Raw genomic sequence first — 17,026 nt, 5'->3', positions numbered from 1 at the left:
CAAAAAAGCCCCCGCTGTTGGGGAACAGCGGGGGAAGTCTCCTCACGGGTTAGGTGATCCTAGAAGAAGCCCAACTTGTTTGGGTTGTAGCTCATCAGGATGTTCTTGGTCTGCTGGTAGTGGTCCAGCATCATCTTGTGGTTCTCACGGCCAATACCGGACTGCTTGTAGCCACCAAAGGCCGCGTGGGCCGGGTAGGCGTGGTAGTTGTTGACCCAGACGCGACCGGCTTCGATGGCGCGGCCAAAGCGGTAGCAGGTGTTGGCGTCACGCGACCAGACACCGGCGCCGAGGCCATACATGGTGTCGTTGGCTATCGCGAGTGCCTCTTCTTCGTCTTTGAAGGTGGTTACGGAAACAACCGGTCCAAAAATCTCTTCCTGGAAGACGCGCATCTTGTTGTGGCCCTTCAGGATGGTTGGCTGGATGTAGTTGCCACCAGCCAGCTCGCCGTTGAATTTGGCCGCTGCGCCGCCGGTCAGAACCTCGGCGCCTTCTTCTACACCGATGGTCAGGTAGGAGAGAATTTTCTCTTGCTGCTCAACAGATGCCTGGGCGCCAACCATGGTTTCTGGGTTGCGTGGGTCGCCTTGTTTGATGGCTTCAACGCGGGCAATCGCGCGTTTGATGAACTCTTCGTAGATGTCTTCCTGGATCAACGCACGGGATGGGCAGGTGCAGACTTCGCCCTGGTTGAAGGCAAAGAGCACAAAGCCTTCGACCGCTTTGTCGAGGAAGGCGTCGTCCTTGGCCATGACATCGGAGAAGAAGATGTTTGGCGATTTGCCGCCCAGTTCCAGCGTGACCGGGATCAGGTTGTCGGTGGCCGCTTCCATGATCTTTTTGCCGGTGGCGGTGGAGCCGGTGAAGGCGATCTTGGCGATGCGCTTGGAGCTGGCCAGTGGGGCACCGACTTCAGCACCGTAACCGTTCACGATGTTCAGCACACCGGCTGGCAGGAACTCGGACATAATTTCCGCAAGGATCATGATCGCGGCTGGGGTTTGCTCGGCCGGTTTCAGAACGATGCAGTTACCGGCGGCTAATGCAGGGGCCAGTTTCCAGGCGGCCATCAGGATGGAGAAGTTCCATGGGATGATCTGGCCGACAACGCCAAGAGGTTCGTGGAAGTGGTAGGCCACAGTGTCCGCGTCGATTTCAGACATGTTGCCTTCCTGACCGCGCAGCACGCCTGCGAAGTAGCGGAAGTGGTCGGCAGAGAGCGGGATGTCCGCCGCCATGGTTTCACGGATTGGCTTGCCGTTGTCCCAGGTTTCAGCCTGCGCGAGACGCTCCAGATTGGCGTCGATGGCGTCAGCCACTTTCAACAGCAGGTTGGAGCGTTCTGCGGCAGATGTTTTGCCCCAGGCGTCTTTGGCGGCGTGGGCGGCGTCCAGCGCTTTTTCGATGTCGGCGGCGTCGGAACGGGCAACTTCGCAGACTTTCTCGCCGGTGATCGGGGTGACGTTGTCAAAGTAGCGGCCGTTGACCGGGGCGGTGAACTCGCCGCCGATGAAGTTGTCGTAGCGGTCCGCGAAAGGCGAGACGTAGGTGCCGGCCTCTGTGTGGGTCATATCGTTCATAGTTTCCTCCTCATATGCCGATCTCCTCCGATCGGATTGCGGGGAGGATGGCGCAGGCCCAAAAGGCGGTCACTGTGGGGAAAACGGTCGAAACCTGGATGTGTCTCAGAGGTGAGACACATCCGATTACGTTTCGTTAAGGCCGAGGCGTTTCATGCGGCGATAGAGCGTGGCGCGGCCAATGCCGAGTTGGCGCGCGGCCTGGCTGATGTTGCCGTCCGCGCGGGCGATGGCCCGCACCACGGCGGCGCGTTCGGCCTTCTCAAAGCCGGTGGGGCCGTCCTCGCGCCCCAAGATGTCCGCGGCGGGGCGCGGTGTGAGTGCGGCGCTGCTTTCCATGCCAAACACCCGGCGTGCTTCCCGAGTGGCGCCGACCACCAGATCATCGCCGTCGATGGCTAGCAGGGTGGCGGCTTCGGCGTCTTCGCTTTCGGCCACCACAATGCGGGCGTTGGGGAACGTGGCGCGGAAGTGGGCTTCCTCGATGGCGCGGGCGGTCTGGGCCACTTGAGCGGCGATCAGGCGATTGAAGGCTTCGGTTTGATCCGCGCGCGCGGAAGACACATCGAGGGCTGCCACAATCGAACCGTCGCTGCCATAAATCGGCGCGTCGATGCAGCTCATCGCGGTGTTGCGGGCAAAGAAATGTTCATCGCGGTGAATGATGAGGCGGCGGCCTTCGGTGAGGCAGGTGCCAATACCGTTGGTGCCCTCCTGAGCTTCGCTCCAATCCGCGCCGTTGCACAGGCCCCAATGGCCGAAGGTTGGCGCATCGGCGTCGCTGAGCCGTTGGTCGAGGATCACGCCCTTGGCGTCGGACAGAAATACGCCGCAACCGGATTGGCCGACCAGTGCATAAAGCGCGTCCAGGCGTGGGGCGGCTACGGTCATAAAGGTTTCGAGCGCCGCACGGCGGTCTTTGAGGCAATCCTGGGTAACGCGGGCCACGTCACGTTTGGAGGCCGGGTCCAGCCCATGTTTGTGGGCCGAACGGCGCCAGCTTGCGGCGAGGCGGGAGTGCGCGGCGGCAGAGGATGAAAAGGCAGCGTCCAGAACGCGGTCAACATGGGAAATGGGGCGCATGAGGGTCGCTCCGAATGTGTAACAAACAGGGGGCTGGCTGAAACTGGCTGCGGGTCTGGGTGGTAAGCTACTGGAAAGCGAGAGAAGTGCAACTGCGACCAAAGGCGCGGGGGCGTCACAAAGAAAGGGCGACATCTTTTGCCAGATGCCGCCCTTGGGGAGGTGTCTTTGGGATAGATCCGGTTGGCCGGATCTTAGGTTTCTGTGGTTGGGTCCAGCGCTGCGGGTAGGTTTTGGTAACAGACCGGGCGCAGGAAGCGGCGGATGGACAGAGTGCCTACGGAGGTGGCGCCAAAGTTGGTGGAGGCTGGGTAGGGGCCGCCGTGTACCATGGTGTCGCTGACCTCAACGCCGGTTGGGAAACCATTGGCCAGGATGCGGCCCGCCTTGCGTTCCAGAATGGGCAGCAGGCTTTGCGCCGCTTCTGTGTCGGCTTCGTCCATGTGCAGGGTGCAGGTGAGCTGCCCCTGAAGCTGTTTGGCGACAGCACGCATCTCGTCAAGGTTTTCCGCAACCAGGATCACACCTAACGGGCCGAAGACTTCCTCGCCCAGCACTTCGTTGGCAAGCCAGTTCTGTGCGGTGGTTTGGTAGAGATAAGGCGTGGCGCCGCGCAGGTCACAGCTGGTGTTTAGAAGCTCCTGAACGCCGGTGGTTTCGGCCACAAGCGTTTGACCTTTGCGGTAGGCTGCGGCGATGCCGTCGGTGAGCATGGTTTGCTCTGGCTGATCCGCCAGTGCGGCGATGGCTTCTTTTGCGAAAGATTCTGCATCTTTGCCGGCAAGGACCACGGCAATGCCGGGGTTGGTGCAGAATTGGCCCGCGCCCATGGTCAGGGAGCCCGCCCAGCCGGTGGCCAGATCCGCATGGCGGTTGGCTAGGGCGTTTTCAAAGATGAACATCGGGTTCACGGAGCCAAGTTCGCCAAAGAAGGGGATCGGTTCCGGGCGGGCGGCGCAGAGGTCAAACAGGGCACGGCCACCGGCGAGTGAACCGGTGAAGCCCACCGCTTTGATCAGTGGGTGCTGCACCAAGGCGGAGCCAACGGCGCGGTTGCCGCCCTGGATCAGGCTGAAAACGCCTGGATGGATGTTGCAGGACTTGATTGCGGCCAGAATGGCTTCGGCGATGATTTCGCCTGTACCAGGGTGCGCGGAGTGGCCTTTGACCACAACGGGGCAGCCAGCGGCCAATGCGGCGGCGGTGTCGCCACCGGCGGTGGAGAAGGCCAGCGGGAAGTTGGAGGCGCCAAACACGGCGACTGGACCAATCGGGCGCTGCATCATCTTGAGCTCAGGGCGGGGCAGGGGCGCTCGGTCGGGCAAGGCAGGGTCATGGCGCAGGTCGAGGTAATCACCTTTGAGGATGTGCTCGGCAAACAGGCGCAGCTGGCCGGTGGTGCGGCCGCGCTCGCCTTGCAGGCGGGCTTCGGGCAAGCCGGTTTCCTGCGTGCCAATTTGCGTGATCGCCTCGGCGCGGGCCTCGATTTCATCGGCTATGGCGTTCAGAAATGCGGCGCGATCGGCGCGGGTGGAGTAGCCAAAACTCCAGAACGCGTCTTCTGCTGCCTGCACCGCGGTGTCTACGTTGTCGACGGTGCCGACAGAGAAGTCATGTGCCGGGCCATGTGCCGGTTCAGAAGGGAATTTGGTGTCGCCCGACACCCAGGTGCCAGCAATGAGGTGGTTGCCGTGAGGAACAAAAGTCATGTGGGACTCGCTGTTTGAAAACTCAGTTATGGATATTGTATCCAATTTAGCGGCGCGTGCAAGTCCGATCCGGCAAAATGCGGCTATGTCTTAGGTTTCGATGGCGCGTTTGGCTTCGATCAGTTCCAGAAGCTCAGTTTTGGTGCGCTCGATATGGGCCGCTAGAAGATCACAAGCGGCGTCTTCATTCCGATCCCGTGCCAGTTTGAGCAGATTACGATGCTCTTCCTTGGCCGGTTCCCGTTGTTCCATGACGCTGAGGTGCAAGCGCACGTAACGGTCCGATTGGACGTTGATACGGTCCAGGATGTCTTTGGTCAGGCCCCGGCCCGCAGCGGCATAAAGCGCGCTGTGGTACTCGTGGTTTAGCGTCCCCCAGCGGGACACGTCATCCTCATCATAAGAGGTTTCCATTTGATCGAGGATTTTCTCACACAGGTTAAAATCTGCGAGAGACATCAAAGGGATTGCGCGGCGGAAGAGGTCGGTCTCGATCAGAATACGCAGGTCAAATATTTCACCGATCTCAGCAATGGAATGCTTGGTGACCGTGCCGCCGCGGTTGTTGGCCCATTGGATGAGGCCTTCAGCGTTAAGGCGTTTGAGGGCCTCGCGGATTGGCATGCGGGAGACGTCGTATTCTTCGGCGAGGGCTTCCTGACGGATTGGCTCACCTTCGGACATGTCGCCACTGAGGATTCGCTCGCGCAGATCGTTGGCGATCATCTCTGGCAGACTCTGTTTGGTTACCGCGCGCTTTCCAGCCATGCCGTATCCCTCGTTCTAAGGTGTGTTTTGGATACAACTACCGGCTGGGCGCTGATTTTCCAACAGGATTTGCAGGCAGCCCGTGGTTTTACGGCTTGAGAATAGAGAATAGTCTATTGTATCCAATATCCACAAACTTAGATTGGGAGACCTTGGAATGACGGAAATGGTTCAGTTGCCGCTGGAAGAGGTGCGTGCGCTTTCGGAGCAAACCCTTTCAGACGTGGGCTATGGCCCGCGCCATGCCGCGGTGATTGCCGAGATGCTATATCAGTGTCAGCGCGATGATTGTCAGTCCCACGGTCTGTTTCGTCTGTTCATGTGCCACCAGACCATGAAAGCGGGCAAGATCGACGGACATGCTTTGCCGCATATTGATCCGTCCGATGGCGCCATTGTGCGGGTGGATGCGCGGAGTGCGATGTCCATTCTGGCGGTGAACGAGGCGATGCCGCTGTTGATCGAGAAGGCGCGTAAATTTGGCATGGCGGCCATGGCGGTGAACAACTGTTTTCACTTTTCTGCCCTGTGGCCGGAGGTGGAGCGCTTGTCCGAAGAAGGGCTGGCCGGTCTCTCAATGGTGCCGAGCCATTCCTGGGTTGCGCCTGCGGGGGGCAAGCGTGGCACGTTGGGGACCAATCCATTGGCGTTCTCCTGGCCGCGCATGGGGAAAGACCCGTTTACGTTTGACTTTGCTACCAGCGGCTTTGCGCGAGGGGAGATCGAGCTGTATTTGCGCGCGGGCAAACCATTGCCGGAAGGCGTGGCTGTGGATTCAGATGGCAATCCCACCACTGATCCGCAGGCAGCGTTGGATGGCGCGATGCTGACCTTTGGTGGCTACAAAGGGTCTGCGCTGTCGATCATGATTGAATTGATGGCCGGACCACTGATTGATGATCTCACCAGTGCGGAAAGCATGGCGTTTGCCGAGGGACAAGGCGGTGCGCCGTATCATGGCCAGATCATTCTGGCGTTTGACCCTTACCACCTGAGCGGTGGGCGCATGGCGGAGAATGATGCGCGGGCGGAGCGGTTGTTTGCAGAAATTCTGGATCAGGGAGCGCGGTTGCCATCTCAACGGCGGTTTGAGGCTCGGGCGCGTAATTCAGAGCGCGGATATGTTGAGGTGCCAAAGGCGCTTTTGGAAGATCTGAAGAAACTGGGCGGCTAAGGGCCGCCCAGCCTGTTTTAGGCGCCCCAGGTGTCGCTGAGACGGTAGCCTGTGGGCCAGGGATCGTCCGGGTCCAACATGTGTTGATGGATGCCGGTCACCCAGCCGCGGCCTGAGATTTCCGGGACAATGGCAGGGCGGTCGCCCACGGTTGTGCTGTCTACGATGCGGCCAGAAAAACGGGAGCCAATGATGGACACCGCTTCGAAGGTTTCGTTGGGTTTCATCTGTCCTTTGGCAACCATCAGCGCCATGCGGGCGGAGACAGCTGTGCCTGTGGGAGAACGGTCCACTTTACCCGGTTGGATAGCCACGGCAGATTTGCCTGTGAAGCCGGTTTCTGTGCGAGAGAGGGGACCGCAGAATGCGCAGAAGGAGATGTGGTCCCAATCCGGATTGTCCGGATGCGTGAAACCAATCTGGTCGTTTGCAGCGTTGGTGATGGTCACACCCAGACGTGCGATGTCCTTGGCCTCGTGCTCAACAATCTCGAACCCGAGCGCCTGCGCGTCGACAACCACAAAGCTGTCGCCGCCATAGGCCGTGTCGACCGTGATTGTGCCGTGGCCCGGCACTTCCAGTGGCACGCCAATTTTGTCGGCAAAGCTGGGTAGGTTTTGCACAAAGATACGCTGTGCCTTGCCGTCTTTGCACTCCGCGCGGACTTTCACCAAGCCGCCCGGGGCTTCCAGCGTCATATGGGTCTCTGGTTCCTGCATCGGGATGATTCCGCCGTCCAAGAGCACGGTAGACACGCAGATCGAGTTGGAGCCGGACATGGGGGGCGTGTCCTCGGGCTCCATAATGATCCAGGCGGCGTCGGCCTCCGGATGTTTGGGCGGCACCAGCAGGTTCACGTGGCGGAAGACACCGCCACGCGGTTCATTCAGGACAAAGTTCCGCAGGGTTTGATCTTTGGCAATGAAGCTGCGTTGTTCCCAGATGGTGTCGCCCGGTGGCGGGGTCACACCACCGACAATCACGTCGCCCACTTCGCCTTCGGCATGGGCGGATATCACGTGGATGGTTTTGCTGCTGCGCATTATGTGGTCCTTCAGCGATAGGTGGCGACGGGCTCGCCGAGAGCGTCAAACACCGGTGTGATGCCAAGGCCGCGCGTGTCCGGCGCGGTCATGCGGCCGTTTTTGCGCTTCGGTGCACCCTCGGCGATGGTGACTGTGCCGTAAGAGTTGAAGTCTGTCGCGGAGAAAGTGAATTCCGCAGGCGTCGAACGGGCCAGATGGGCAATGGCTGCGGTGGTGATGTCGCCGCCCCAAGTGTCCTCAATCGTCATGGGGATGCCATGCGCGACGCAGAGGTCCCGCATCTGGCGGGCCTTGGTGAGGCCGCCGACCTTGGAGATTTTCAGGTTGATGGCGTCCATGGCGTCCTCAGCGATGCCTTTCACCAGAGTGTTGGGTGTGTCGATGACCTCGTCCATCACAAATGGCAGGGAGGTGCGGCGGCGAATAGAGACGCTTTCCTCATAGGTCAGGCAGGGCTGCTCGATATAGACGTCGAGATTGGCAACGGCGTTCACAACCCGGGCAGCTTCGTGGCGGGTCCAGCCGGTGTTGGCGTCCGCCACCAGTTGATCGGTTTTCTTCAACACGGCGCGGGTGGCGTGGATGCGGTCGATGTCGTCATTGGCTTCGCCGCCGACCTTGAGTTGGAACTTGGTGTAGCCCTCGGCGGCATAGCCTTCGATTTTCTTGGCCATGACGTCCGGGTCTTCCTGACTGATGGCGCGGTAGAGCACCACGTCGTCTTGTGCGGCACCGCCCAGCAGGGTGTAGACTGGCAGCAGGGTGGCTTTGCCCAGCAAGTCCCAGCAGGCGATGTCGACCGGGGCTTTGGCGTAGGGGTGACCGCGCAGGGCGGCGTCCATGGTGCGGTTGATGGCGCCGATGTTGAGTGGGTCCTGACCAATCAGGTGGGGGGCCAGTTCGGCCAAGCCGGCGCGCACGCCTTTGGCAAAGGATGGCAGATAGGCGGAGCCCAGTGGGCAGCATTCGGCGTAGCCTTTGAGGCCTTCGTCTGTGAGAATTTCCAGGACGGTGCTGTCAAAGACCTCGATGAAGTTGCCGTTGGACCAGTTATAACGGCCTTCTTTCAGAGGCAGGTCCACTTGGTAGACGTTGAAACCGGTGATTTTCATGAGGGCGCTCCTTTCAGAAACGGGTGGCTGCGTAGGCGGTGAGAGGAATTGTGGGGGTGGCGTTGTCTACGAGGGCTGCGATGAGTTCGGCGGTGCCCGCAGATTGGGTGAGGCCGAGGTGGCCATGGCCAAAGGCGTAGAGGATGTTGCCACTGCGCGGGGAGGGGCCGATGACGGGCAGGCTGTCTGGTAAGGAGGGGCGGAAGCCCATCCATTGCTTGCCGCCAGACGTGTTCAGCCGAGGCATAAACTTGGCCGCTTTATGCAGCAGTGTGTCGGCGCGTTTGTAATTGGGTTTGAGCGTGAGGCCGCCCAGTTCCACTGCGCCGCCGACACGCACACCGCCGTTGATTTTGGTCACAACAAACCCGTGCCCTCCAAAGGTCAGGTGGGTGCGCAGCGGGAAGGCGCCAGCGGGCAGCGTTGTGTTGTAGCCGCGCTCGGTTTCCAGCGGGATTTTGTCTCCTATTGTCAGGGCGAGGTGATGCGACCACGCGCCCGCTGACACAATCACTTTGGGTGCGGTGATGGGGCCGTTTTCGGTGTGCACAACGGCGGCGCTGTCATGGCATTTCAACGCGTGAATGTTGGCGGTGTCGATGCGTCCGCCAAGGGCGATAAACGCTTTGGCGAGGTGCTGTGTCCAGGTCTGTGGATCGACTGTGTTCATCCAGCCGGGTGTGAACACCGCATGGGTGAAGCGCGGATCAAGGCCGGGTTGGATCTCTGCGATGGCTTCGGGGCTTTCGAGCATTTGAAAATCGATGCCGTTTGCGCGGCGCAGCTCCCAGCCGGACAGGCTGGCGCGGAATTCTTTTTCGCCTTCGTAGAGCTGTAACTGGCCTTCGCGCTGCATCATGTCTTCGCCATTTGTGGCGGTGATCTGACGCTCCAGGGCGGCACGGGAATGGGTCATCAGCTGGGTTTGAGCCTCCACCGAGGCGGTGTAGCGGTCCTGCCAGCTGGCGCGCCAGAAGCGCAGCATCCAAGGGGCAATTTTCAGGGCGTAGGCAGGTGGGATCGACAGGGGGCCAAGCGGATCAAGCAGCCATTTGGGGGCTTTGCGCATGATGCCTGGGGTGGCAAGCGGGACAATGTCGGTGAAGGCAAAAGCGCCTGCGTTGCCCTGCGAGGCTTCCGCCGCAATGCCGCTGCGATCCAGTACACGGACCTGATGGCCGCGACGTTGCAGTTCCAGCGCGGTGGAGATGCCGATGATGCCGGCGCCAATGACGATGATGTCGTTTGTCATGCCTGTGACCTGTCGTGAGAGGGAGGGACCGGACAGGCACGGGGCGGGATGTCTGTCCGGAAGGCGCTAATGCGCGATGCCGTGTTTGAACGGGTCTTTGGTTTCAAACAGGATGGTGCTTTGTGCGGTGACAAAGGCCTGTCCTGTGATGGAGGGGATCACGCCACCGTGTGGGCCGGTTTGGTAGGACAAGGTGTAGGGGCTGCCGATCACACTGTGCTGCACGATCTCTTCCCCCGGTGCCAAGCGGTTGTCCGCAGCCAAACAGGCCAGACGAGCGGAGCTGCCTGTGCCACAGGGTGAGCGATCATAGGTGTCGTCCGGGCAGAGCACGAAGTTGCGGCTGTGCACGCCTTTCTCCGGCGCTTCGCCTTGAAAGATCACGTGGTCGATTGGCTCTCCGTTTTCCCCACCGGCATCAGCTGCGATGGCGGCTTCGCGGATGGCCATGCCCATATCGGTCAAGGCCCGAATGTTGCCGATGTTCACAGGCAGCGGGCTGGGGTCGAGGATGAAGAACCAGTTGCCGCCATAGGCCACGTCGCCGGTGACCGCGCCATAGCCAGGCACGTCCAATTGCACCTGTTTGCGCACCCGACGGCTTTCGACATTGCGCACGGTGACCGTGTTGGCGTCGCTCAGCTCCACCTCCACCACACCGGCCGGGGTTTCAATGCGATGCACACCAGGTGTGATACGGCCCAGATGGGCGAGCGTCACAGTGAGGCCGATGGTGCCGTGGCCGCACATGCCCAGCACGGCGCCCATGTCAAAATAGATCACACCGGCCACACAGGTGGGGTCCACCGGTTCCACCAGAAGCGCGCCGACCATGGCGGGTTGGCCACGCGGCTCGCGCATGACCGAGAGATAGAACTCTTCATGCTCAGTCGCGAGGCGAAGGGCGCGCTCAGCAAGGGAGCCGGTCCCCAGATCCGGCCCCCCGTCCAGGATCACCCGTGTGGGCTCTCCCCCTGTATGGCTGTCGATCACATGCATTCAGCGATGACTCCGCCTTGTTTGGACCAATCGGCAAACCAGGAGCGGAACAGGCTGTATTGCTGTTCGCAGTAGTTGCGCTGGGCGTCGCTCAGTACGTCTGTTTCGTTGAAGTGCAGGCGGTATTCTTCCTCGCCGTTCAGGACGAGCAGGTACTTGTAGTAGAGCACCAGATCGGTGCCTTCATCAAAGCTGGCCAGAACGCCAAACGCCTCTTCCAGTTCCTTGGCACGCATACGGGCTTCGGCGTGGCCTGCGGCAGCTTTCTGCGACAGGGCGGCGAGCAGCAGGGCTTCCTTGGGCAGGGCGGTGCCGATGCCGGTGATCGAGCCGGTGGCGCCACAATTGACAAAACCGTGGTAGACCTCGGTGTCGACGCCGACCATCAAGGTGACCTGATCGTCCTGCGAGGTGATGTGCTCTGCCGCGTAGCGTAGATCATCTTTGCCGCCGAACTCTTTGAAGCCAATCAGATTTTTGTGCTCTGCGCGCAGAGCGAAGAACAGCTCTGCGCGGGTGGCGAAGCCATAAACTGGGCTGTTGTAGATGATGGCTGGCACATCTGGTGCGGCTTCAAGGATGGCTTTGAAGTGGTTCTTCTGTGCTGCGATGGAAGAGCCGCGAGACAGAACCCGAGGGATCACCATCAAGCCAACGGCGCCAACTTTTTGCGCGTGCGCAGCGTGGGCAACGGCGGATTTGGAGTTGATAGCGCCGGTGCCGACCACTACTGGGATGCCTGCCTCAACCAGACGTTCCACGCCGGTCATGCGCTCCTCATCTGTAAGTAGGGGCCAGTCGCCCATGGAGCCGCAGTAGACAACGGCGGACATACCCGCCGCGATCATGTCGTGGCCTTTTTTGACAAGCGCGTCGTAATCCGGGGTGCGGTCGGCTTTGCACGGGGTCATGAGGGCCGGCATGGTGCCGGAGAAGATATTTTTGGTCATAGCTTGAGCCTTTTGGGTCTTGCGTGCGGGGTTAGCGCACGTTGGCGAGGAATTTTTGGGTGTGTTCAGATTGCGGGGTGCCGAAGATCTGCTCGGGTGGGCCGATCTCTTCCATGACGCCCTGGTGGAAGAAGGCGACGCGGTCGCTCACGTCGCGGGCAAAGCCCATTTCGTGGGTGACGCAGATCATGGTCATGCCTTCTTCAGCCAGCATGCGCATGGTTTCGAGCACTTCGCCCACCAGCTCCGGGTCAAGCGCGGAGGTGGCTTCGTCAAAGAGCATGTATTCCGGCTCCATGGCGAGGGCGCGGGCGATCGCCAGACGTTGCTGTTGCCCGCCGGAAAGCGCGGATGGGTAGACGTCGAGTTTCTCGCCCAGACCCACGTGCTTAAGCTGTTGCGCGGCGATCTCGCGGGCTTCGGCTTTGGATTTGCCTTTCACGATTTTGGGCGCGAGGGCGACGTTTTCCAACGCGGTCAGGTGTGGGAAGCTGTTCCATTGTTGAAACACCATGCCCAACTGCTGGCGCAGTTTATTGATGTCGGTGCTTTTGGCATGCACATCGGTGCCATCGACAACGACTTTGCCCTGCTGCACCGGTTCCAAACCGTTGATGCAGTAAAGCAAGGTGGATTTTCCCGACCCCGACGCGCCGATGACGGAGAGAACTTCGCCTTTCTCGACGTTCAGGTTGATGCCTTTGAGCACATGCAGGGAGCCAAAGTATTTGTGCAGGTCATGAATTTCGATCATTGGGCCCACTTTCTTTCAAGCGACGCGGCGTAGCGCGAAATTGGGTAGCTGAGCGCGAAGTAGAACGCGCCAGCGAGTGTGAGGATGAGGAAGGGTTCCTGTGTCCGGGTGATCAGGATCTGGCTGGCCTTGAGCAACTCGACGTAGCCAAGCACCGAGACCAGCGCGCTGTCTTTCATCACGCCGAGTGCCACACCGACCCAAGCCGGGAAGACGGCGCGGCCGCCGATGGGCAGCACCACATGGCGCAGGTCTTGCCAGTAGCTCATGCCCAGGCTGCGCGCCGCACGGCGCATGGATGGCTGCACGGCCTCGATCCCGCCTCGGGCGACGTTGGCCACAAGAGAGGCTGTGTAGATCGTGAGGATCACCACGCCAGACGCGAAGGGATCGAGGTTGAGCCCCACGATCGGCGCGAAGTTATAAAACAACACCAGTTGGATGATCAGGGGCACGGAGCGGAAGACGTCCAGGATAGGGGCAACGGTCAGGGCTGCGGCCCATTTGCCTTCGTACAAGATCCAGCCAAAGATCACGCCCAGCACCGTGCCGATGGAGATCGACAGAACCGAAATCCACATTGTGCGCAGGGCGGCTTCGCCAAGGAACAGGAGGTCTTTGGGAGCAAAGCCGCTGAAGAAGCTGACAGTAGGTTCCATGGGGCGCTCCTCAGTACCGGAAGAGCCGTGTCGCCAAGAGGCGGGAGGCTCCGAGGATGAGTTTCACGATCACGTAGTAGATGACCGCGGTGACGGCGAAGTATTCGAAGATCCGGAAGGTGCGGGAGGCAAAGAACTGCGTCTCACCGGAGAGTTCGCGAAAGCCCACCAGCATGCCAAGCGAGGACATTAGCACAGCCCAAACCATTTGGTTGGTGATCGGGTGGTAGACGATGCGGAACACCTGCGGGATCACGATGCGAGTGTAGGCCTGCCATGCGGTCATGCCGAGGCTGCGCGAAGCGCGAATTTGTGTGTCTGGCACGGCCTGGAAACCGCCGCGGAAGTTCTCTGCCAAATACCCAGCGCAGTTGAAGGTCAGACCGGCGAGCACAATCATGTACGGCGAGAGATGCAGGCCAAACGCGCCCAGACCAAAGCCGAAGAAGAAGAGTTGAAACAGGGCAGGGGTGTTGCGGGCCAGTTCGACCCAGGTGGAGGCGATCCAGCGCAGCGGGCCGCGCATATTGAGGCGGATGAGCGCCAGGCAGAGGCCGATGATGATGCCAAGGATCATGGCCAGCACCGCCACCTGCAAGGTCAGCAAAGCCGCCTCAAGCAGGTCTGGCAGGCTTTTCATCACCGGTCGCCAATGGAAGTTATAATCAAACATGTGGTTTGTTCCCATGGCCCCCGCCCAGCGTGGGCTGGACAGAGGCGGGTTTTAGGGAGTGGTGGATCAGTACATCACGCCGGGGATGCGCAGCTCTGGTGCTTCGCCGCCGACGTATTTGCCCCACAGCTCGCTGTAACGGCCAGAGCGCACCTGATGGGTCACAAACAGGTTGAGGTAGTTCAGCCAGGTTACGTCTTCACGCTTGCCCACAACGGAGGTGTAGTCAGTGGTCCAAGGCATACGTGGGCCAGCTACAACGGTGTCATACTGTTGCGTGATTGGCAGAACGGCGGTGTTGGTGGTGATGCCGATGTCGGCTTTGCCCTGTGCGACGGCCAGGAAGACTTCGTTCTCAGACTGGTAGCCCTGATAGTTGCCTTCTTCACCCCATTCCGCAGCGATTTTCAGCCATTCCTGCTCTGGCACGGTGCCGATGGCGGCGGCGACGCGTTTGCCACGGATGTCTTCAAAGGTCTCGATACCGCTGTCCGCGTTCACAACGCCTTGGGCGTAATAGATCGCGTAAGGGATGGTGAAGCCGACAGTGCGCGCGCGGGCGAGGCTGTCAGAGGTTGCGCCAAATACAACGTCAGCGCGGCCGGTGACGATCACTGGCAGACGCTCCGCCCAGGTCACTGGCAGCACTTCGGCTTCCACTTCCAGCGCGGCGGCGAGGTCGTTGCAGTAGTCGACGTCAAAGCCCGCAGGTTCGTTGTTGGCGTCACGGTACCCAATTGGCGGGAAATCCAGAACCACGCCGCAGCGCAGGGTGCCGCGATCGACGACGTCATCAAGAGTGTCCGCTTTGGCCGGGATGGCGACGAAGGTGGTGAGTGCCGCGATGGCAGCAAGTTTCTTAAGCATAGGGTCCTCCCAAAAGTTGGTGGACCGAGTGCTAAGATAAATTGGATACAAAATCCAATATAAAATTTGCGGGAGAGTGCATGAGGCGCGATAGATTGGAGGGTGGGTGGGTTTAAGGATATGAAAATGATCGATTTTCTATTGGGGAGGTGAGTTGAAGTTTTCACGTCGTGGGGAACGATGGACGCTCGAGAAGTGGGAAGAAGTGGATCAAATCCGCAGCTAGAAGCTGCTTGTTGGCGCGATTCCTTGGACCGTCGCGCAAGCTTGCTTATGGTGATTGTGCCCGGAGATCATTTAAGGATATTGTATCCAAAAATTCAGGCAATGCGCTGAATCGAGAGTTTTCAGGAGATCAAAATGTCAAATCTGTCCGAATACCGCCAAGTGGCGCGGGATCTGAATGTGGATGCTGTGGCGTTGGTACCGGGGCCTAATTTCACCCGTGCTTTCGGGAAGTCCTTCATGAGCCACGAACGCCCGTTTCTGGCAGTGATCCCTGCGGAGGGTACGCCAGCGGCGCTTGTGCCGAATCTGGAACTAGGCAGTTGGGCGTTGGTGGATTTTCATGGCGCGGTGTTTGATTGGCGCGATCAGGATGGGTACGACGCGGCTTTTGCCGCGTTGACCGAGCACCTCAAGATTGGCTCCCTTGCCGTGGAAGGTCAGGTGATGCGGGTGTTTGTGCAGGTGGCGCTGACCAAGGCGCAGCCGGGTTTGCAGATTGTGGATGGCGAAAAGGCGATTTCCGGACTGCGGGTGATCAAAACCGAAGCAGATGTGGCAGCGCTGCAATCTGCCATCGACGTGTCTGAGCGCGCATTAAGCCGGGTGCTGGACGGTGTGCGGATTGGGCAGACCGAGAAGCAGATCGAGAGTGCCTTGATCCAGGCGCTGTTTGCGGAAGGGGCGGATGATCTGGCGTTTTCGCCGATTGTTGTGGCAGGCGACAACACGGCGCGGCCACATGGTAAGGCGCGGGCCGATTACGCGGTGCAGGAAGGAGATGCGTTGCTGTTCGATTTTGGCGCGCGCAAGGATGGCTTTGCGGCGGATATCACGCGCACGGTTTTTGTGGGCAACGTGAGCGACGAGGGACGGGCGGTTTATGAGACCGTTTTGGCCGCCAACTTGCGAGGGTTTGAGGTGACCAAGCCGGGTGTGACCGCACATGAGATTGATGATGCTGTCACTGGTGTGTTAGAGGCCTCTCCCTTTGCGGATCGCATCCGTACCAAGACCGGACATGGTTTGGGGCGGGAGGTGCATGAGGCGCCTTACATCATGCGCGGAAACCACGAGGTGATGCGTGAAGGCATGGTCTGGACCAATGAGCCTGGGCTGTATGATCTGGGCAACTTTGGCGTGCGGATTGAAGACGATATGCTGGTCACGGCCGATGGTGTGCGGGCGTTGACGTCCTTTCCCAAGGAACTGCTGATTGTGGGGCGCTGAGGTGCGCCCCGTGACGGCGTCGTCTTAGGTGGTCGCGACAATCCAATCCGGTTGAATGCCAGACTTTTGGATGTAGGGCACAACGTCGAACCCTTTGAAGAGACCGTGATCGGTGATCAGGATGGTGCCGATGCCCGCTGCGGCACCACCAAGCACGTCGGTGTGTAACGTGTCGCCGACCATGGCGATGCGGTGGCGGGGGATGCCGTCCAGACGTGCCAAAGCTGTTTCGAAGGCGTTGTCATACGGTTTGCCATAAAACGCCGCATCTGTGCCGGTCTGCGCAAGAATGTCGTGGGCGATCATGCCGGGTTCGATGGTCAAGCCGTCTTCACGTGGCGCGACAAGGTCAGGATTGGCAACCACCAATGGGCGTGGATTTGCCTTGAGGGCTTGGCTCAAGGCTGTTGTGTTTGTGTCTTTCCAGCGTGCTGTGGAGAGGAACAGAAAGCCACCTGCGGTGTCAAAGAGATCCGGGTTCGCTATCAGGTCTTCCATTGTGGCTTGGTTTGGCGCGTCGCTGAAGTCATCTCCTTCCGCGGAGATAGCGGCCCAAACGTCATCGTCTGTCAGCTTGGGCAAGTTTGCGAAGGCCACATCGCGGCTTGAGACCACTTCGTCGGCGGTGAAGTCAAAGCCGAGACGGTGGTATTTGGCGAGGATGTCCACGCGCGTGTAGCTGGCGGCGTTGGTGAGAACGATCAGCCGTTTGCCCGAGGCACGCAGGTCCTCCATGCGTTCTACCGCGCCTTCGATGGCGGTTTCGCCTCGGTTCAAGACGCCAAAGGCATCCAGGATGTAAGCGTCATAGTGTGGGGCTGTGTCGCTGAGATCGCGGCCCGTTTGGGACTTGGGCGAAAAGGTTGCGGAAGGCAGCGCGTGGCGCAGGCTTTCATAGCGGTCAAACGCCGTTTGCGTGTCGATCATAAGTTGGGTCCGGAA

At 60.0% G+C, this 17,026-nt stretch carries 16 protein-coding genes; 2 read left to right on the top strand and 14 right to left on the bottom strand.

Annotated features, from left to right (window positions below):
• Positions 1-59: 59 nt before the first annotated feature.
• The 4 genes from SIB92_RS08085 to SIB92_RS08070 all read right to left on the bottom strand — a co-directional run bounded on the left by SIB92_RS08085 (position 60) and on the right by SIB92_RS08070 (position 5,143).
• Entirely contained in the window at positions 60-1,583 is a 1,524-nt protein-coding gene (locus SIB92_RS08085; protein WP_412555310.1) for an aldehyde dehydrogenase family protein, read from the bottom strand.
• Positions 1,584-1,709: 126 nt separating this feature from the next.
• The gene (locus tag SIB92_RS08080) at positions 1,710-2,666 is read right to left on the bottom strand and encodes a GAF domain-containing protein (protein ID WP_412555309.1); all 957 of its coding nucleotides are present in this window, start codon (positions 2,664-2,666) and stop codon (positions 1,710-1,712) included.
• Between the two features lie 194 nt (positions 2,667-2,860).
• Positions 2,861-4,375 (bottom strand): aldehyde dehydrogenase (NADP(+)), encoded by a 1,515-nt coding sequence (locus SIB92_RS08075; protein ID WP_412555308.1) that lies wholly within the window; start codon positions 4,373-4,375, stop codon positions 2,861-2,863.
• A gap of 90 nt (positions 4,376-4,465) precedes the next feature.
• Positions 4,466-5,143, bottom strand: coding sequence for a GntR family transcriptional regulator (locus SIB92_RS08070; protein ID WP_412555307.1), 678 nt, complete (start codon positions 5,141-5,143; stop codon positions 4,466-4,468).
• A gap of 157 nt (positions 5,144-5,300) precedes the next feature.
• Between SIB92_RS08070 and SIB92_RS08065 the strand changes: the two genes are divergently transcribed.
• Positions 5,301-6,317, top strand: coding sequence for an Ldh family oxidoreductase (locus SIB92_RS08065; protein WP_412555306.1), 1,017 nt, complete (start codon positions 5,301-5,303; stop codon positions 6,315-6,317).
• A gap of 17 nt (positions 6,318-6,334) precedes the next feature.
• Here the strand turns inward: SIB92_RS08065 and SIB92_RS08060 are convergent, their stop codons facing one another.
• The 9 genes from SIB92_RS08060 to SIB92_RS08020 form a co-directional block, all read right to left on the bottom strand.
• Entirely contained in the window at positions 6,335-7,360 is a 1,026-nt protein-coding gene (locus SIB92_RS08060; RefSeq protein WP_412555305.1) for a trans-3-hydroxy-L-proline dehydratase, read from the bottom strand.
• Between the two features lie 11 nt (positions 7,361-7,371).
• Positions 7,372-8,475 carry a cis-3-hydroxy-L-proline dehydratase gene (locus SIB92_RS08055; protein WP_412555304.1) on the bottom strand — a complete coding sequence of 368 codons (1,104 nt, stop codon included), beginning with the start codon at positions 8,473-8,475 and terminating at the stop codon, positions 7,372-7,374.
• 13 nt (positions 8,476-8,488) lie between these two features.
• A complete protein-coding gene (locus tag SIB92_RS08050; RefSeq protein ID WP_412555303.1) occupies positions 8,489-9,727 on the bottom strand; it encodes an NAD(P)/FAD-dependent oxidoreductase in 1,239 nt (412 codons plus the stop codon).
• A gap of 66 nt (positions 9,728-9,793) precedes the next feature.
• Entirely contained in the window at positions 9,794-10,726 is a 933-nt protein-coding gene (locus tag SIB92_RS08045) for a proline racemase family protein (protein ID WP_412555302.1), read from the bottom strand.
• Positions 10,717-11,676 (bottom strand): dihydrodipicolinate synthase family protein, encoded by a 960-nt coding sequence (locus tag SIB92_RS08040; protein WP_412555301.1) that lies wholly within the window; start codon positions 11,674-11,676, stop codon positions 10,717-10,719. The genes SIB92_RS08045 and SIB92_RS08040 overlap by 10 nt, the downstream gene beginning before the upstream one ends.
• Before the next feature lie 31 nt (positions 11,677-11,707).
• Positions 11,708-12,430, bottom strand: coding sequence for an amino acid ABC transporter ATP-binding protein (locus SIB92_RS08035; RefSeq protein WP_412555300.1), 723 nt, complete (start codon positions 12,428-12,430; stop codon positions 11,708-11,710).
• Positions 12,427-13,089 (bottom strand): amino acid ABC transporter permease, encoded by a 663-nt coding sequence (locus SIB92_RS08030; protein WP_294119135.1) that lies wholly within the window; start codon positions 13,087-13,089, stop codon positions 12,427-12,429. The genes SIB92_RS08035 and SIB92_RS08030 overlap by 4 nt, the downstream gene beginning before the upstream one ends.
• A gap of 10 nt (positions 13,090-13,099) precedes the next feature.
• On the bottom strand, positions 13,100-13,762 hold the full coding sequence (locus SIB92_RS08025) for an amino acid ABC transporter permease (RefSeq protein WP_294119133.1): 663 nt from the start codon (positions 13,760-13,762) through the stop codon (positions 13,100-13,102).
• Positions 13,763-13,828: 66 nt separating this feature from the next.
• Positions 13,829-14,629, bottom strand: coding sequence for a transporter substrate-binding domain-containing protein (locus tag SIB92_RS08020; RefSeq protein ID WP_412555299.1), 801 nt, complete (start codon positions 14,627-14,629; stop codon positions 13,829-13,831).
• 360 nt (positions 14,630-14,989) lie between these two features.
• Here SIB92_RS08020 and SIB92_RS08015 point away from each other — a divergent pair, with 360 nt between their 5' ends.
• The gene (locus tag SIB92_RS08015) at positions 14,990-16,084 is read left to right on the top strand and encodes a M24 family metallopeptidase (RefSeq protein WP_412555298.1); all 1,095 of its coding nucleotides are present in this window, start codon (positions 14,990-14,992) and stop codon (positions 16,082-16,084) included.
• Between the two features lie 24 nt (positions 16,085-16,108).
• Here the strand turns inward: SIB92_RS08015 and SIB92_RS08010 are convergent, their stop codons facing one another.
• Positions 16,109-17,011 carry an HAD-IIA family hydrolase gene (locus tag SIB92_RS08010; protein WP_412555297.1) on the bottom strand — a complete coding sequence of 301 codons (903 nt, stop codon included), beginning with the start codon at positions 17,009-17,011 and terminating at the stop codon, positions 16,109-16,111.
• Positions 17,012-17,026: the final 15 nt, after the last annotated feature.

This window comes from Shimia sp. MIT1388 (assembly GCF_047124445.1).
In the GTDB taxonomy this organism is placed as follows: Bacteria; Pseudomonadota; Alphaproteobacteria; order Rhodobacterales; family Rhodobacteraceae; genus Shimia.
The sequence above is the reverse complement of the archived record's forward strand: the minus strand, read 5'-3'. Positions and strand labels throughout refer to the sequence as shown.

Bases quoted from the DNA above. Each gene is read 5' to 3' on its own strand.
- SIB92_RS08025 (WP_294119133.1), bottom strand. From the start codon at position 13,762: ATGTTTGATTATAACTTCCATTGGCGACCGGTGATGAAAAGCCTGCCA.
- SIB92_RS08020 (WP_412555299.1), bottom strand. From the start codon at position 14,629: ATGCTTAAGAAACTTGCTGCCATCGCGGCACTCACCACCTTCGTCGCC.
- SIB92_RS08040 (WP_412555301.1), bottom strand. From the start codon at position 11,676: ATGACCAAAAATATCTTCTCCGGCACCATGCCGGCCCTCATGACCCCG.
- SIB92_RS08055 (WP_412555304.1), bottom strand. From the start codon at position 8,475: ATGAAAATCACCGGTTTCAACGTCTACCAAGTGGACCTGCCTCTGAAA.
- SIB92_RS08070 (WP_412555307.1), bottom strand. From the start codon at position 5,143: ATGGCTGGAAAGCGCGCGGTAACCAAACAGAGTCTGCCAGAGATGATC.
- SIB92_RS08045 (WP_412555302.1), bottom strand. From the start codon at position 10,726: ATGCATGTGATCGACAGCCATACAGGGGGAGAGCCCACACGGGTGATC.
- SIB92_RS08030 (WP_294119135.1), bottom strand. From the start codon at position 13,089: ATGGAACCTACTGTCAGCTTCTTCAGCGGCTTTGCTCCCAAAGACCTC.
- SIB92_RS08085 (WP_412555310.1), bottom strand. From the start codon at position 1,583: ATGAACGATATGACCCACACAGAGGCCGGCACCTACGTCTCGCCTTTC.
- SIB92_RS08075 (WP_412555308.1), bottom strand. From the start codon at position 4,375: ATGACTTTTGTTCCTCACGGCAACCACCTCATTGCTGGCACCTGGGTG.
- SIB92_RS08015 (WP_412555298.1), top strand. From the start codon at position 14,990: ATGTCAAATCTGTCCGAATACCGCCAAGTGGCGCGGGATCTGAATGTG.
- SIB92_RS08035 (WP_412555300.1), bottom strand. From the start codon at position 12,430: ATGATCGAAATTCATGACCTGCACAAATACTTTGGCTCCCTGCATGTG.
- SIB92_RS08010 (WP_412555297.1), bottom strand. From the start codon at position 17,011: ATGATCGACACGCAAACGGCGTTTGACCGCTATGAAAGCCTGCGCCAC.
- SIB92_RS08060 (WP_412555305.1), bottom strand. From the start codon at position 7,360: ATGCGCAGCAGCAAAACCATCCACGTGATATCCGCCCATGCCGAAGGC.
- SIB92_RS08050 (WP_412555303.1), bottom strand. From the start codon at position 9,727: ATGACAAACGACATCATCGTCATTGGCGCCGGCATCATCGGCATCTCC.
- SIB92_RS08065 (WP_412555306.1), top strand. From the start codon at position 5,301: ATGACGGAAATGGTTCAGTTGCCGCTGGAAGAGGTGCGTGCGCTTTCG.
- SIB92_RS08080 (WP_412555309.1), bottom strand. From the start codon at position 2,666: ATGCGCCCCATTTCCCATGTTGACCGCGTTCTGGACGCTGCCTTTTCA.